Genomic DNA, 14,555 nt, shown 5'->3' on the forward strand with positions numbered 1-14,555 from the left:
TAGAGTCTGCTTAGCGGCGCCAAAACGCAGGAAAGAACAGTACAAGAATAGTCAGAATTTCCAAGCGGCCCATTAACATCCCAAAGCTTAAGAGCCATTTGGCAGTATCGGGCAGAGGCGCGAAGTTGCCTGTCGGGCCAATCACACTGCCCATACCAGGGCCAACATTGGCAACGGCGGTGATTGAGCCAGAAATACTGGTCACAGGGTCGAGGCCAAGAGCACTTAAACAACCCGCGATAAAGATAATGGTGATAAAAAACATCAAGCCAAATGCCACCACTGAGCGAACAATATCATCATTCACCGGTCGCTGGTTATAACGCTGTACAAACACTCCTGAAGGGTGAATCAACTTCATCATTTGTTTGTTTAGCAGCGTCATTGCAATTTGGAAGCGGAAGATTTTGATCCCGCCAGACGTTGAGCCTGAGCATGCCCCCGCCATCATTAAGAATGCGAAAAGAGTGGTGGGTAATGCGCCCCATGCGGTGAAGTCTTCTAAGCCAAAGCCAGTTGTGGTGACGACAGAGACAATATTAAACATCGACACTCGCAGGGCATCCAAAATGGTGTACCCATCTCGAATCACTAACCAAGCTGAAATCACTAAGCTTGAGAATACGAACAGGTACGCAAATCCTCTAACTTGAGCGTCGTTAACCAACACATCAATACGGCGTTTACGTAACGCGGCGATAAAGAGCAAAAACGGCAAACCACCTAAGAACATAAAGGTAGTGGCCACCCAATGTGCGCCATTAGAGAAGTGGTTCATTGACCCATCAGATGTAGAGTATCCACCCGTCGATAGCGTAGTAAAGGCATGGTTGATTGCTTCGAACAGGTTCATGCCGGTGATCAAGTAGCCCAAAATACATAGGCCCGTTAGCATCAAATAAACCGCTACGATGTTTTTGGCGACCGTTTTCGCTCTTGGACTACTTTTATCCGACCAATCTGATGATTCGGTTTGGAATAGCTTCATACCACCGACATTCAGCATAGGTAACACTGCTACCGCCATCACGATAAAACCAATGCCACCAAGCCATTGTAAAATAGAGCGCCACAGCAATATGCTCGGCGCCATGTTGTCTAGGCCACTGAGCACCGTTGAGCCCGTCGTGGTGATACCCGACATCGTTTCGAAGTAGGCGTCGGTGAAGCTGATGTGGTTGATAAACACAAATGGCAAGGCGGCAAACGCACTCGCGATGGTCCAAACCAAACTGGTGATGAGGAACATATCGCGTACGCTGAGTTTGAACTTGGCGGTTCGACCTATCGTTAGGCAGATGAAGGCGGCAAGGTGCGTGATCACAACGGCTTGGGCGAAATCGAGGAATCCCCCCGTACCGGTAAAGAAAGCGACCAAAGTCGGCACGTACATAAACAGGGCCAGTTTGGATAAAACTAGCCCGATAACAAACAGTACGGGACGTAAGTTGACCATAGGAAAATCCTAGAGGAAGAATGGACTCGGCTGGAATAGCGCTTCGACGTCTGATACGTATTTTTTGTTGACCAGGAACATCACCACATGGTCATCCTGCTCGATGACCGTACGGTCGTGGGCAATAAGAACTTCTTCGCCACGAACGATAGCACCAATGGTGGTCCCAGGTGGAAGTTTTATATCTCCAATTGCACGTCCAACCACTTTAGATGTACTTTCATCACCGTGAGCGACGGCTTCAATCGCTTCCGCAGCACCGCGGCGAAGTGAGGACACGTTTACGATATCAGCGCGACGAACGTGCGTTAGCAAGGCTGAAATAGTGGCTTGCTGAGGTGAGATTGCTACATCAATTACGCCGCCTTGTACCAGGTCTACATAAGCGCCACGTTGGATCAGCACCATCACTTTTTTGGCGCCCATGCGTTTTGCCAACATTGCAGACATGATGTTGGTTTCATCTTCGTTGGTCAGCGCGATGAAGACGTCGACTTGGTCGATGTTCTCTTCCGAGAGAAGCTCTTGGTCTGCCGCATCACCGCAGAACACGATGGTGTTTTCTAGTTGCTCAGAGAGCTTTTCTGCACGCTGGTAGTTACGCTCAATCAGCTTCACGCTGTAAGTTTGCTCTAGGCGTTTTGCCAAGCTTGCGCCGATGTTACCCCCGCCAACAATCATGATGCGGCGGTACGGTTTTTCTAGGCGCTGAAGCTCACTCATCACTGAGCGAATATGATTACTTGCTGCAACGAAGAACACTTCATCGTCGGCTTCAATGATGGTGGTACCTTGTGGGCGAATCGGGCGACCCTGGCGGAAAATAGCCGCCACACGGGTATCGATGTGCGGCATGTGCTCACGCAAAGCAGACAGCGCATTACCCACCAGCGGGCCACCATAGTAGGCTTTCACCGCCACTAGGCTGACTTTCTGTTCAGCAAAGCTCACCACTTGCAGCGCGCCTGGGTATTGGATCAGACGTTCGATGTAGCTCGTGACGAGTTCTTCTGGTGCGATAAGGTGATCAACAGGAATAGCGCCAGATTTAAACAGGGCTTCTTTTTCTGCCAAGTATTCTGGAGAGCGAATACGTGCAACGCGGTTTGGGGTATTGAATAGAGTGAACGCGACCTGACAGGCAGCCATGTTGGTTTCATCAGTGTTGGTTACTGCGACGAGCATATCGGCGTCTTGCGCGCCAGCTTCATGCAGCACGTCTGGGTGGCTCGCATGGCCATTGACCACACGCAGGTCGTATTTGTCCTGCAATTCACGCAGTCGGTCGGCATTATTGTCGACGATGGTGATGTCGTTGTTTTCACCCACTAGGTTTTCTGCCAGTGTGCCGCCAACCTGACCTGCACCAAGAATAATGATCTTCATACTCTTTTCTCGTATCTGAAAAAGGCGATTGAAATCACTCCAATCGCCCTATTTAGCATGCTGTTACGCGTGTGTTTTAGTTAGCACTGCGTAGTAGAAACCATCCATATCTTCTTCGCCTGGTAGAATTTGACGACCAGGCTGGTCGGGATCAGAATCCAGCAGTTGCGCATCCGCGGTACGTGCTAAAAACGCTTTTACTTGCTCCACGTTTTCTTGCGGTGTGATTGAACAAGTCGCGTAAACCATTGTGCCGCCGGGTTTCAGTTGCGTCCACATGGCATCAAAAATTTCACTCTGTAGCTCTGCTAATGCGGCGATGTCGTCTGCACGACGTAGCCATTTGATGTCTGGGTGACGACGAATCACGCCAGTCGCAGAACATGGGGCATCCAGCAAAATGCGATCAAATTGCTCGCCTTGCCACCATTCTTGTGGATTACGCGCATCACCGCAAACCACTTTTGCCTGAAGGTTGAGACGCTTCAGGTTTTCATGCACACGTTTCAAGCGTGTGTCGTCGCAGTCAATCGCGACCACTTCACTGCCCGACGTGCGCTCTAGAATGTGCGCCGTCTTGCCACCTGGCGCAGCACAGCAATCTAAAATCCGTTCGCCGTCTTGTGGTTTTAGATAGTTGATCGAAAGCTGCGCCGCCGCATCTTGTACCGAAACCCAACCTATTTCAAAACCAGGTAGCTTCATCACATCACATGGTGCGGCCAATTTTATGGCGTCCATTGCTTCTGTGTGTGGCGTGCTATCAATGTTTTCATTTTTGAGCAGCGCAAGGTATTCATCACGAGTGTGGTGTTGATGGTTCACACGCAGCCACATTGGTGCTTTTTGGTTGTTCGCTTCAACAATGCTTTCCCATTGTTGTGGGTAGGCCTCTTGCAGCAGTTTTAGTAACCAGCTTGGGTGACCGTACTTGCCAGCGTTGTTGCTGACGGCCATTTGGTCGAGTTCTTCTTGGTTGCGCTGGTAGTTACGCAATACCGCGTTAATCAAACCACGCAGACGAGGACCTTTCAGCTCTTTAGTGCCTTCAACCGTTTCACCAACTGCTGCGTGCGCAGGAATACGCATGAAGCTCAGTTGGTAAATACCAACCAGAATTAGGTGATGGAATACACGTTGTTTGCCTTTGAGCGGCTTATCCATCAACTGGTTTGCGATCATTTCTAGGCGAGGGAGGTAACGTAGCGCACCGTAACAGATCTCTTGTAACAGAGCGTGGTCACGAGGTCGTACCGTTTGTTGAGCCGCTGGAAGAGCGCTTGAAAGTGAGTGGCCCTTGTCGACGACAAGATACAGGACGTTAGCAGCCGCAGCGCGAACATTCATGATGAGTACCTTAAAGTAAAGGAGGGCATCTCTGCCCTCTAAAAGTTCGTATTATTGGTCTTTGACACTATTGTCTGGCTTTTTAAACCAGTTGGGTGCCAACTTCAAACCAAGATGCACGTGAGTTCAAAATATCTTGAACTGACATGGCTTTTTTACCCGGAACTTGCAGTTGTTCCAGTACCAGTGTGCCATTGCCTGTCGCAACATAAATACCGGTTTTATCTGCTTGCACAATCGTGCCCGCTGGCTTGCCACTGCTTTGTTCTGCCACACGGCTTTGCCATACTTTGATGCTGTGTTCAGCCGCTTCAAAGTGGCTCATTGGCCATGGGTTGAATGCGCGAACGCAACGCTCAATGTGTGCCGCGTCGTCATTCCAATTAATGCGTGCTTCTTCTTTGCTTAGCTTCTTCGCGTAGTTTGCAAGCTCGTCATCTTGCTTTACTGGCTCAGCTTTACCTGTTGCGATGTCTGCTAGGCAGTCAATCAGAGCATCAGGGCCTAAGCCTGCAAGTTTTTCGTACATAGATGCGCTGGTGTCACTTGCTTCAATCGGCAATGTTGCGATTTTCAGCATGTCACCTGTATCCAAGCCAATGTCCATCTGCATGATGGTTACACCTGTTTCTGCATCACCAGCCCAAATTGAGCGTTGGATAGGAGCTGCACCACGCCAGCGAGGAAGAATCGAACCGTGCACGTTAATACAGCCCAGTTTAGGCGTATCTAGCACGACTTGTGGAAGCAATAGACCGTAAGCCACAACCACCATGATGTCGGCGTTCAGATCAGCAAGCTCTTGCTTGGCTTCATCTGATTTGAAGTTTTCTGGCTGGTATACCGGAATATCGTGCTCAAGCGCGATGGTTTTCACTGGGCTGGCAGTAAGCTTCTTACCACGACCTGCTGGGCGGTCTGGTTGAGTGTATACCGCAATTACTTCGTGCTCCGAAGACAACAACGCCGCCAAGTGACGGGCGGCGAAATCCGGAGTACCTGCAAAGACAATACGTAAAGACTGACTCAAGGTAGGCTTCCTTCTAATTAAATTGTATCGAGATTAAGCGTTTTGCTGTTTCTCGTTAAAGCGTTTGATTTTCGCTAGCTTGTCTTGAATACGCTTACGCTTAAGTGGCGATAGGTAATCCACGAACAGCTTACCTTGTAGGTGATCAAGCTCGTGTTGAACGCAGATTGCTAGCAGATCGTCAGCGTCAAATGTGTATTCTTTGCCGTCGCGATCTAGGGCTTTAACCGTAACTTCAGCAGCGCGAGGCACAAGTGCGCGAGCACCTGGTACCGATAGACAGCCTTCTTCGATGCCGTCTTCACCACGCTTTTCCAGAATCTCAGGGTTGATAAGCACCATCGGCTCATCGCGAGTTTCTGAAATATCAATCACTACGATACGTTTGTGGATATCAACCTGCGTTGCAGCAAGGCCAATACCTTCTTCGTCGTACATGGTTTCAATCATGTCATCGACGATTTTTTGAATCTCAGGTGTCACCGCTTCAACAGGCTTTGCGACTGTGCGCAGGCGATCATCCGGGAATGTTAATACTTGTAATACAGACATATTCACTCGAAATATTGAACTGTGCCGAAACAGCACAAACCTTGTTGGCTCAATTCTAGACATTTTATAGCCTAAATGACAGCATCCTTGCACCAATTTCCATTCTGGTTCCTGCTTAATAGATCAAGGACGAGGGTCATGAATCGAATTTTCCGCAACGTTGCCAGTGTTACGTTGCCGTTACTTTTCTCTTTCAACGCTGTAGCAAATGTGGATGCGAACCCACTGACTGTTAAAGATGATGCGCCACAAACATATGTAGTTGTGAAGGGCGATACGCTATGGGATATTTCGGCCATGTACTTGGATAGCCCGTGGTTGTGGCCTCGTTTATGGCAAGTAAACCCGGAAATCGATAACCCTCATTTAATTTATCCCGGAGACAAGCTGTCTTTGGTGTGGATTAACGGTCAGCCCGTGTTGAGCCTAAAACCGGTTAAGAAGCTGAGCCCGAAAGCTCGCATCACAGAAAAGAAAGCCGTACCAACGGTCGCGGAAGGTTTGGTGATGCCTTACCTCAAATCGGATCGGTTGCTAGATAAAGATTCGTTGAACAATGCTGCAAAAGTGATGGGTAGCAGCAAAGGCAGTAAGTATCTGACTACAGAAGATGTGCTGTATATCAATGGCAATCAGACCGCGACAGGTTGGGCTATTTACCGACCAGTAGCTACCTTTTCGCGTGTCGATGTGTCCGAAGAGATTACCGCGCTGCGTTTGATTGCCAAAGGCGAGCTCGTTGAAGCTTCGAGTGATTATTCAGGTTTGAAGCTTACATCGCAAATGCAAGAAATCCTACGTAACGATATCGCGTTGCCAAATCAATCGGTTGAGAATACTGACTTCACGACTACGTTCTATCCGCTGCCGTCGCCACAAGGCAGTTCTGCAAAGTTGCTAGGTAATATCGAAGGTATTCGCTTTAGTTCAACTAACCAAGTCGTGGTGATTGATAAAGGCACGTCAGATAATCTCAAGCAAGGCAGTGTGTTTGATTTAAAAGAAGACGCGCACCCAGTTTACAAAGACGGCGATGAGTTCAAGAAAGAGTTTGGCGTGCTTGATAAGAAAATTACTTTGCCTCAAAGCAAAGTTGGTGAGTTGCTGGTCATTCGTCCTTATGAGTACTTTAGCTTGGCACTGATCACTAACAGTACGAAACCCATTAACCAAGATATTTCGGTGGTGTCACCGTTGGCGGACGAATTAACCATCGATGAATCGACGAAATAACGATGATCTCGCTGCCTGGTTAAAACTGAGTTGTTTACCAGGCATTGGCGGCGTCAAAATGAATAAGCTACTGGCAAGAGACACGCCACGTAACATCGTAAACTTCTCTCCTGAACAGCTACAACAACTTGGGTTAACAACTAAGCAAATTCAAGCTTGGGCTTCAACAGATAAAGAAGTCGATGCTTGTTTAAGCTGGCTTGAGGCTTCTACAAATCATCATATCCTGACACTGACTGACCCGCGTTATCCACCTCAACTCAAACAAATCGTTGCACCGCCACCTCTACTTTTTGTTCAAGGAAACCCTACTTGTCTCTCTCAGCCACAAATCGCGATGGTTGGCAGTCGAAATGCGAGTATTGATGGATTACAGCATGCACGTCAGTTTGCTGCAGAGTTTGTTCAGCACGATTTTATTGTCACCAGTGGTCTCGCTTTAGGCATTGATGGTCATGCGCATGATGGTGCGTTGCAAGCGGGTGGTAAGACGATTGCGGTGCTAGGATCTGGCTTAGAAAATATTTATCCGGCACGTCATCGTGGTTTAGCGCAACGTGTTATTGAATATGGGGCTTTGGTGTCTGAGTTTCGGCCTAATGCCAAGCCGCGCCCAGAAAACTTCCCGCGTCGTAATCGTATTATTAGTGGATTATCGCTTGGTGTACTGGTCGTCGAGGCGGCGAAAAAGAGCGGCTCGTTAATTACAGCTCGTTACGCGCTTGAGCAAGGTCGAGAAGTATTTGCGCTGCCAGCGTCAATCAATGCCCCCAATGCCTGCGGTGGAAACCAGTTGATACGTCATGGCGCTTGCCTCGTAGAAAAGACGAAAGATGTCTTAGATGAAATACAGTCCTTGCTTGATTGGTCTATTAATCAGAGTACTGATTTATTTTCTACGTTAAATGATGAAGAAGAATTGCCATTTCCTCAGCTGTTAGCTAACGTAGGAAGTGAAGCTACACCGGTTGATATTCTTGCAAACAGGACCAATATACCTGTCCAAGAAGTCATGATGCAGCTCTTAGAGTTAGAACTCTCTGGGCATGTCGTTGCGGTTTCAGGTGGCTATATTCGAAAGGGGAGGGGCTAGCTATGATGATGGATATACTGATGTATCTATTCGAAACCTACATCCATAGCGATGCAGAGTTACAGGTCGAACAAGACGAGTTGGAAGAAGAGTTGCTTCGTGCAGGCTTCCAACAAAAAGATATCTACAAAGCCCTTGTCTGGTTAGAAGAGCTTGCCGCATTGCAGCAAAGTGACACCTCTTCTGCAATCTCGACTTGCATGGCTTCGTCATCAACTCGTATCTACACAGCGAAAGAGATGCAGCGTTTAGATTTGGAATGCCGAGGGTTTCTATTGTTTCTCGAGCAAATCAATGTGTTAACCACAGAAACTCGCGAAATGGTGATTGACCGAGTGATGGGATTAGAAACGAGTGAGTTTGAGCTTGAAGATCTCAAATGGATCATTCTGATGGTGCTGTTTAATGTGCCTGGCAACGAAAACGCTTACACGCTAATGGAAGAGCTGTTGTACACCAAGGAACAAGGGATTCTTCACTAACCATCTGGGCAAGTTCGAGTTTAACTAGAATAAACGCGAGCTTGTCTTTTTGTGTGTTTTTCACGAAACGGTAAGTATGAGTAGTAAAATCGACAACACCCTTTTCTCTGCCCATGAACACGCTTTGGAGCACGAGCCGTGTCCAAAATGTGGTGGTGAGCTGACTCTCAAGCACGGAAAACATGGCCCATTCCTCGGCTGTAACCATTACCCAAGCTGTGATTACATTAAACCGCTACACAGCAATGATGGTCACATCGTGAAAGAGTTGGGTGTGCCTTGTCCTGAGTGTGGCAATGAGTTGGTTCTCCGCCAAGGGCGCTACGGTATGTTCGTCGGTTGTAGTAACTACCCGGCTTGTCATCATATTGAGTCGATTAATCAACCAGAGCCAGAGGCGCAGTCACAAGAGCAACACGCTTGCCCTGAATGTGGCAAAGGACATTTGGTTGGGCGTAAAACCCGATTTGGAAAAACATTCTACGCGTGTGACAACTACCCTAAATGCAAATTTGCTGTGAACCTTGCTCCGGTCAAGGGGCGATGCGAAGAGTGTGGTTTTACTCTGTTGGTGGAGAAGAAACTCGCCAGTGGTGTGAAATTGCAATGTGCTAATCGTAAGTGTCAGCACACCCAGCAAGGGTAAATATATCAAAGGAATTAAAAAGGGTCGCATCGTGCGACCCTTTTGCTATTTATTCCGCTGCTTTTCTATGCTTGCCACTGCTTGGCAAATTCATGTACGGCAGGGAAAGCCTGTTCATCCAATACGTCTGCTAATGCACAAAGTTTACGATTAAGTTCGCCAGTGTAGTCACCACATACGTTGATGTGTCCCATCTTGCGACCCGCACGTTTTTCTTTGCCGTACCAATGAATGTGGCAACCATCCATCGCTAGCAATGCTTCTGGTAGTGTGTCTTCACCAAGAATATTAATCATCGAGGTTTCACGAACCAACTTCGTGCTACCCAAAGGCATGCCGCACACGGCGCGTAGATGATTCTCAAATTGACAGGTTTCTGCACCCTGTTGAGTCCAATGACCAGAGTTGTGTACGCGTGGTGCGATTTCATTGACTAGCAAAGTACCGTCAACATCGAAGAACTCCAGCGTTAGCACACCAACGTAATTCAAGCTGTTGGCAACGGCCGTGAACATCTGTTTTGCTTGCTCTTGCAACTCTGGTGCATCAATCGCAGTAGAAAGGCTCAATACACCATTGGTGTGGACGTTCTCTGCCAGAGGGTACACTTCAACGCTGCCATCTTTACCGCGAGCACCAACCAGTGAAACTTCGCGGTTAAAAGGGACAAATTCCTCAGCAACAATCGCTTGAGTTGGTGTTGCGGCAATGCACTCTGCCATCTCAGTCCAAATGTCGTCGACTTGAGAAGCTTCTTTTAAGCGCCATTGACCTTTACCATCGTAACCACCCAATGCACTTTTCAGAACCATTGGCATACCAACGTGTTCAATTGCGCGGTCAAAGTCTTCACGAGTTTCAATGACGTAGTATTTCGCGTTGCGCACGCCAGCATCATCAAGCAGTGCTTTTTCAATACGGCGATCACCACCTGCTTTGATGGCTTGCGTACTTGGTAGGAACTTGCCGCTCGCTTCGCAAACCTTGAGCTCGTCATGTGGAATATGCTCGAACTCGGCAGTAATCACGTCAACTTGCGTAATCGCATTTTCCAAGCCATGGCCAAGTACCTGTTGAGTTAAAGGGTGAACGACATCACCGCTGCTGACATCGTAAGCTGAAATTTGAATATTCAGTGGCGCACCAGCCAGAGACATCATACGAGCCAACTGACCCGCACCAAGAACCAGTACATGCATCTGATTAATCCTCTGCAGGGTTTGGATTTGCGAGAACTGTTTCCGTTTGCTCATTACGGAATGCTTCTACCTTCGCCATGATGTTTTCATCATGAGTGCCTAGGATTTGCGCTGCTAGGATACCGGCGTTTGCTGCGCCCGCTTCGCCAATCGCCAATGTACCAACCGCAATTCCCTTTGGCATCTGTACAATAGAAAGCAATGAATCCATACCTTTCAGTGCACGAGACTGAACGGGAACCCCAAGCACTGGCAAACTAGTAAACGCCGCCGCCATACCAGGTAGGTGGGCTGCACCACCTGCGCCTGCGATGATAACTTTGATGCCGCGTTCTTTTGCGCCACTGGCGTAGTCAGCCAGTAATTGAGGAGTTCGGTGTGCTGACACGACTTTTGTTTCGTAAGGCACGCCAAATTGATCTAGCATGTCCGCTGCTAGTTTCATGGTTGGCCAATCGGATTTAGAACCCATGATGATACCGACTTTCATCTCAAACTCCTTTAAGCTGCAAAAATTAGGTGAGCTATAAATTTGTGCGCATTATACGGGGATTTTTATCTCAAGCAAACGTTTGCGTCTTGTTGTTGGCGCTATTGATACATTTTATAAAAAAATTGCTTTAGTGTCTGAGAATGAATATTTGTACACTTAGTGAAAACAACACAGTCAAACAAATAGGAAGTAATCGGTGGATAACTTTGAACAAGTGCTCAACGCACTCAAGCAAGGCGAAGTGATTGCCTATCCAACAGAAGGGGTTTTTGGTGTCGGATGTGATCCAGATAACCCAGAAGCAATTCAAAAGCTATTAGAGCTCAAGCAGCGTCCGGTAGAAAAAGGGCTGATTCTCATCGCTGCAAGTTACGATCAGCTCTTGCCTTATATTGATGAATCTCAGTTGACTGAAGAACAATTACAGACTGTTCATGCCACTTGGCCAGGCCCATACACTTGGATCATGCCAGCGAGCGATAAAGTATCCAACTGGGTTTCAGGGCAGTTTGATTCAATTGCGGTTCGTGTGACTGATCATCCTTTGGTGCAAAAAATGTGTAATGCATTCGGAAAGCCGTTAACCTCTACCAGCGCGAATCTTTCCGGCTTACCACCGTGTATGACCACGGAAGAAGTCGAAGAACAGTTGGGTGATAAGCTGGTCGCCATTCTTCGTGGCGAGACCAGCGGTCGTGATAAACCCAGCGAGATTCGTGACGCCAAAACTTCACAAATATTAAGACAGGGTTAACCCTGCTAGCCAGCCATCATTAGGTTTCACGTAATAGGTAATAACGTATGTCAGCGATCGATAAGCACGCCGTAAAGCAGTTCTTGATGTCACTTCAGGACTCCATTTGTCAGCAGTTAGAACAAGAAGATGGAAAGGCCGTCTTTGTCGAGGATGCATGGCATCGTGAACCGGGCGAACGTCTTGGTGGCGGTGGGCGCTCACGTGTTATGCGTGATGGCCTTGTTTTCGAGCAGGGAGGCGTGAACTTCTCGCATGTGGAAGGGAAAGAAATGCCAGCATCTGCGACAGCGCATCGTCCAGAGCTAGCGGGTCGTCGTTTTGAAGCGATGGGTGTTTCTTTGGTTATTCACCCTAAAAACCCTTATGTACCGACTTCACACGCCAATGTCCGCTTCTTTATTGCAGAAAAAGATGGCGAAGACCCAATTTGGTGGTTTGGTGGTGGTTTTGACCTAACGCCGTTCTATCCATTTGAAGAAGATTGCCAATCATGGCACGACACTGCAAAACTGCTTTGTGCGCCATTTGGTGACGATGTTTACCAAGAGCATAAAGCATGGTGTGACAAATACTTCTTCCTACCACATCGTAATGAAACTCGCGGTGTTGGCGGTTTGTTCTTTGATGATCTAAACCAGTGGGAATTTGATAAGTGTTTTGCTTACATCAAAGCTGTCGGTGAAGGCTATTGCCAGGCTTATTTGCCGATCGTTTCTCGTCGTAAAGAGATCGAGTATGGTGAGCGTGAGCGTGAATTCCAACTATATCGTCGCGGCCGTTACGTAGAGTTCAACTTAGTGTATGACCGTGGCACCTTATTTGGTTTACAAAGCGGTGGGCGTACTGAGTCGATTCTGATGTCAATGCCGCCGCTCGCTCGCTGGGAGTACTGCTACGAGCCAGAAGCGGGATCGCCAGAAGCTGAGCTTTACGAGCGATACCTAACGCCCCGAGAGTGGTAAGCACGGAATCTCCTTTTCTATATAGATAGATAGTGATAGGGTCATCTGTAATCAGGTGGCCCTGTTTTCTCTATATCTAAGTAAGGAACAAAGGTAAGGAAATGACCCAGCAAATCGATCGCTATGCCGTGTTTGGTAATCCTATCGGACACAGTAAGTCGCCATTCATTCACACCTTGTTTGCTCGTCAAACTAATCAATCTTTGGTGTACACCGCAGAAAGTGCACCTGTTGATGGTTTTATTGACGCGGCGAAGGTGTTTTTTGCTGAAGGTGGCAAGGGGTGCAACATCACTATGCCATTTAAAGAAGATGCTTATCAATTTGCTAGTCGATTGACAGAACGGGCTCAGTTAGCAGGCGCGGTAAATACCCTCAAGAAGTTAGACGATGGTGAAATCATCGGTGACAACACTGATGGTGCAGGTTTAGTGCAAGATCTGCTTCAGCATCAGGTTGTATTGGAAGGCGCGCGAATCCTAATTATTGGCGCTGGTGGTGCAGCTCGTGGTGTTATTAAGCCACTACTTGATCAAAAGCCGACCTCTTTAACCATTACCAACCGTACCTTTAGTAAAGCACAGGAGCTTGCAGAGCTGTTTGTCTCTCACGGTCCTATCCTCGCCAAAGAGATAGCAAGTATTGATGAAGAGTATGATGTCATCATTAACTCCACATCCGCTTCTCTTAGTGGTGAACTGCCGACTATTTCATCCTCCATCTTTGCCGCTAACAGTACAAGCTATGACATGATTTATGGCAAAGGGGTGACGAGCTTTAACTTATGGGCAAAAGAGAATGGTGCCGCTCATGCGTATGACGGTCTTGGAATGTTAGTTGGGCAGGCTGCGGAAAGCTTTATGCTCTGGCGTGGCTTACGTCCTGGTGCCAAACAAATTCTCAGAGAACTAAGAAAGAATCTTGAAGGTCAATAAGCGATGAATCAATCCATCTTATTCCCAGATATTCAATCATGGGATGAAGTATCACAATCGGTAAACTTTTCGGCGCAACAATCAGGCGCACTAATAGAGTGCTTTGTGACGAAACAAAAGTTAGAAAAGCTCAGTGGTTCACTGATTGAAACTGAGCAAGCGGCAATTAAAGTGTTTACTGATTACCGATTCGACCTAGAAGAAATGGCTGAAGAGCTAATAGAAGATGAAGCCTTCAACGAAGAAGGCCATATCATCATCGGTTAACAGGGTTTTAGTTCAAGTCTTTTACTTCATTTAAGTAGTCGTTTTTGTTCTGCACATAGTTGTTGGCAGACTTTTGCAAGAAAGCTCGTTCTTTTTCTGACAGAGGGCGAGCTTGTTTTACTGGGCTTCCAACATATAAGTAGCCACTTTCTAATACTTTCCCAGGTGGCACTAAACTGCCTGCTCCGATCATCACCTCTGACTCAATTACAACAGCATCTAAAACAATAGCTCCCATACCAACCAAAACACGATCGTGGATCTCACAACCGTGCAGCATCACTTTGTGGCCAATCGTAACGTCATTACCAATAATCAATGGGTAGCCGTTTGGGTTTTCGGCGTTCTTATGGGTGACATGCAAAACACTGCCATCTTGAATATTCGTTCGATCACCAATGTGAATGTGGTTTACATCACCTCGCGCTGCTACCAGTGGCCAAATGCTAGAATCATCGCCAATTCGGATATCACCGACTAAAACAGAGGTTGGGTCAACGTAAACACGCTCACCAAGTTCAGGCTTTATACCTTTATAGCTTCTCATTGAGCTCATCTTTTTTCCTTATTCAGGGCGATTACAGGGTGTATGGAGGTAGAATAGTAGTGAAAACTCGCCTTTTAGAATAAAAAACACCCAAACGATAAAAAAATCAAAAAAAACGAGAAAAAGGGCTTGCCAATGTGATCGCAATCTCTATAATGCCACCTCGCTGA

Annotated in this window: 16 protein-coding genes; 8 read left to right on the forward strand and 8 right to left on the reverse strand. The window is 47.4% G+C overall.

Annotation, left to right across the window (positions count from 1 at the left end; genetic code table 11):
* Nucleotides 1–10: 10 nt before the first annotated feature.
* The 5 genes from R8O11_RS16590 to def form a co-directional block, all read right to left on the reverse strand.
* A complete protein-coding gene (locus tag R8O11_RS16590; RefSeq protein WP_017821575.1) occupies nucleotides 11–1,456 on the reverse strand; it encodes a TrkH family potassium uptake protein in 1,446 nt (481 codons plus the stop codon).
* 9 nt (nucleotides 1,457–1,465) lie between these two features.
* Nucleotides 1,466–2,842, reverse strand: a complete 1,377-nt coding sequence (gene trkA, locus R8O11_RS16595) for a Trk system potassium transporter TrkA (RefSeq protein ID WP_005379062.1) — start codon at nucleotides 2,840–2,842, stop codon at nucleotides 1,466–1,468.
* Between the two features lie 63 nt (nucleotides 2,843–2,905).
* The gene (gene rsmB / locus R8O11_RS16600) at nucleotides 2,906–4,189 is read right to left on the reverse strand and encodes a 16S rRNA (cytosine(967)-C(5))-methyltransferase RsmB (RefSeq protein ID WP_017635608.1); all 1,284 of its coding nucleotides are present in this window, start codon (nucleotides 4,187–4,189) and stop codon (nucleotides 2,906–2,908) included.
* An 82-nt stretch (nucleotides 4,190–4,271) separates the two neighbouring features.
* Nucleotides 4,272–5,219, reverse strand: coding sequence for a methionyl-tRNA formyltransferase (gene fmt, locus R8O11_RS16605; RefSeq protein ID WP_318194283.1), 948 nt, complete (start codon nucleotides 5,217–5,219; stop codon nucleotides 4,272–4,274).
* A gap of 33 nt (nucleotides 5,220–5,252) precedes the next feature.
* The gene (def, locus tag R8O11_RS16610; protein ID WP_318194284.1) at nucleotides 5,253–5,771 is read right to left on the reverse strand and encodes a peptide deformylase; all 519 of its coding nucleotides are present in this window, start codon (nucleotides 5,769–5,771) and stop codon (nucleotides 5,253–5,255) included.
* Nucleotides 5,772–5,909: 138 nt separating this feature from the next.
* Here def and R8O11_RS16615 point away from each other — a divergent pair, with 138 nt between their 5' ends.
* The 4 genes from R8O11_RS16615 to R8O11_RS16630 all read left to right on the forward strand — a co-directional run bounded on the left by R8O11_RS16615 (nucleotide 5,910) and on the right by R8O11_RS16630 (nucleotide 9,225).
* Nucleotides 5,910–7,004, forward strand: a complete 1,095-nt coding sequence (locus R8O11_RS16615) for a LysM peptidoglycan-binding domain-containing protein (protein WP_053304038.1) — start codon at nucleotides 5,910–5,912, stop codon at nucleotides 7,002–7,004.
* Nucleotides 6,988–8,097: a DNA-processing protein DprA gene (gene dprA / locus R8O11_RS16620; protein ID WP_053304037.1), complete on the forward strand. Its 1,110-nt coding sequence runs from the start codon at nucleotides 6,988–6,990 to the stop codon at nucleotides 8,095–8,097. Before R8O11_RS16615 ends, dprA begins: the two co-directional genes overlap by 17 nt.
* A 2-nt stretch (nucleotides 8,098–8,099) precedes the next feature.
* A complete protein-coding gene (locus tag R8O11_RS16625) occupies nucleotides 8,100–8,579 on the forward strand; it encodes a DUF494 family protein (protein ID WP_005379074.1) in 480 nt (159 codons plus the stop codon).
* Between the two features lie 76 nt (nucleotides 8,580–8,655).
* Entirely contained in the window at nucleotides 8,656–9,225 is a 570-nt protein-coding gene (locus tag R8O11_RS16630; RefSeq protein WP_047102572.1) for a type I DNA topoisomerase, read from the forward strand.
* Nucleotides 9,226–9,290: 65 nt separating this feature from the next.
* On the opposite strand, the gene R8O11_RS16635 is transcribed toward R8O11_RS16630, so the two are convergent.
* Nucleotides 9,291–10,424: a 5-(carboxyamino)imidazole ribonucleotide synthase gene (locus R8O11_RS16635; RefSeq protein ID WP_158157064.1), complete on the reverse strand. Its 1,134-nt coding sequence runs from the start codon at nucleotides 10,422–10,424 to the stop codon at nucleotides 9,291–9,293.
* A gap of 4 nt (nucleotides 10,425–10,428) precedes the next feature.
* Nucleotides 10,429–10,914 carry a 5-(carboxyamino)imidazole ribonucleotide mutase gene (gene purE, locus R8O11_RS16640; RefSeq protein ID WP_005379082.1) on the reverse strand — a complete coding sequence of 162 codons (486 nt, stop codon included), beginning with the start codon at nucleotides 10,912–10,914 and terminating at the stop codon, nucleotides 10,429–10,431.
* Between the two features lie 199 nt (nucleotides 10,915–11,113).
* Between purE and R8O11_RS16645 the strand changes: the two genes are divergently transcribed.
* The 4 genes from R8O11_RS16645 to R8O11_RS16660 all read left to right on the forward strand — a co-directional run bounded on the left by R8O11_RS16645 (nucleotide 11,114) and on the right by R8O11_RS16660 (nucleotide 13,838).
* Complete coding sequence (locus R8O11_RS16645; protein ID WP_005379084.1) at nucleotides 11,114–11,671, forward strand: L-threonylcarbamoyladenylate synthase; 558 nt, start codon at nucleotides 11,114–11,116, stop codon at nucleotides 11,669–11,671.
* Between the two features lie 47 nt (nucleotides 11,672–11,718).
* Complete coding sequence (hemF, locus tag R8O11_RS16650; protein ID WP_053350839.1) at nucleotides 11,719–12,636, forward strand: oxygen-dependent coproporphyrinogen oxidase; 918 nt, start codon at nucleotides 11,719–11,721, stop codon at nucleotides 12,634–12,636.
* A 101-nt stretch (nucleotides 12,637–12,737) separates the two neighbouring features.
* Nucleotides 12,738–13,571 (forward strand): shikimate dehydrogenase, encoded by an 834-nt coding sequence (gene aroE, locus R8O11_RS16655; protein ID WP_005379088.1) that lies wholly within the window; start codon nucleotides 12,738–12,740, stop codon nucleotides 13,569–13,571.
* A gap of 3 nt (nucleotides 13,572–13,574) precedes the next feature.
* Nucleotides 13,575–13,838, forward strand: coding sequence for a DUF1488 domain-containing protein (locus R8O11_RS16660; protein ID WP_005379090.1), 264 nt, complete (start codon nucleotides 13,575–13,577; stop codon nucleotides 13,836–13,838).
* A gap of 7 nt (nucleotides 13,839–13,845) precedes the next feature.
* Here the strand turns inward: R8O11_RS16660 and R8O11_RS16665 are convergent, their stop codons facing one another.
* Complete coding sequence (locus tag R8O11_RS16665; protein WP_005379096.1) at nucleotides 13,846–14,394, reverse strand: gamma carbonic anhydrase family protein; 549 nt, start codon at nucleotides 14,392–14,394, stop codon at nucleotides 13,846–13,848.
* Nucleotides 14,395–14,555 lie beyond the last annotated feature (161 nt).

Source organism: Vibrio sp. 1288 (assembly GCF_033344475.1).

Bases quoted from the DNA above. Each gene is read 5' to 3' on its own strand.
- def (WP_318194284.1), bottom strand. From the start codon at position 5,771: ATGTCTGTATTACAAGTATTAACATTCCCGGATGATCGCCTGCGCACA.
- R8O11_RS16635 (WP_158157064.1), bottom strand. From the start codon at position 10,424: ATGCATGTACTGGTTCTTGGTGCGGGTCAGTTGGCTCGTATGATGTCT.
- R8O11_RS16590 (WP_017821575.1), bottom strand. From the start codon at position 1,456: ATGGTCAACTTACGTCCCGTACTGTTTGTTATCGGGCTAGTTTTATCC.
- R8O11_RS16660 (WP_005379090.1), top strand. From the start codon at position 13,575: ATGAATCAATCCATCTTATTCCCAGATATTCAATCATGGGATGAAGTA.
- R8O11_RS16665 (WP_005379096.1), bottom strand. From the start codon at position 14,394: ATGAGCTCAATGAGAAGCTATAAAGGTATAAAGCCTGAACTTGGTGAG.
- R8O11_RS16615 (WP_053304038.1), top strand. From the start codon at position 5,910: ATGAATCGAATTTTCCGCAACGTTGCCAGTGTTACGTTGCCGTTACTT.
- trkA (WP_005379062.1), bottom strand. From the start codon at position 2,842: ATGAAGATCATTATTCTTGGTGCAGGTCAGGTTGGCGGCACACTGGCA.
- rsmB (WP_017635608.1), bottom strand. From the start codon at position 4,189: ATGAATGTTCGCGCTGCGGCTGCTAACGTCCTGTATCTTGTCGTCGAC.
- R8O11_RS16630 (WP_047102572.1), top strand. From the start codon at position 8,656: ATGAGTAGTAAAATCGACAACACCCTTTTCTCTGCCCATGAACACGCT.
- aroE (WP_005379088.1), top strand. From the start codon at position 12,738: ATGACCCAGCAAATCGATCGCTATGCCGTGTTTGGTAATCCTATCGGA.
- dprA (WP_053304037.1), top strand. From the start codon at position 6,988: ATGAATCGACGAAATAACGATGATCTCGCTGCCTGGTTAAAACTGAGT.
- hemF (WP_053350839.1), top strand. From the start codon at position 11,719: ATGTCAGCGATCGATAAGCACGCCGTAAAGCAGTTCTTGATGTCACTT.
- R8O11_RS16625 (WP_005379074.1), top strand. From the start codon at position 8,100: ATGATGATGGATATACTGATGTATCTATTCGAAACCTACATCCATAGC.
- purE (WP_005379082.1), bottom strand. From the start codon at position 10,914: ATGAAAGTCGGTATCATCATGGGTTCTAAATCCGATTGGCCAACCATG.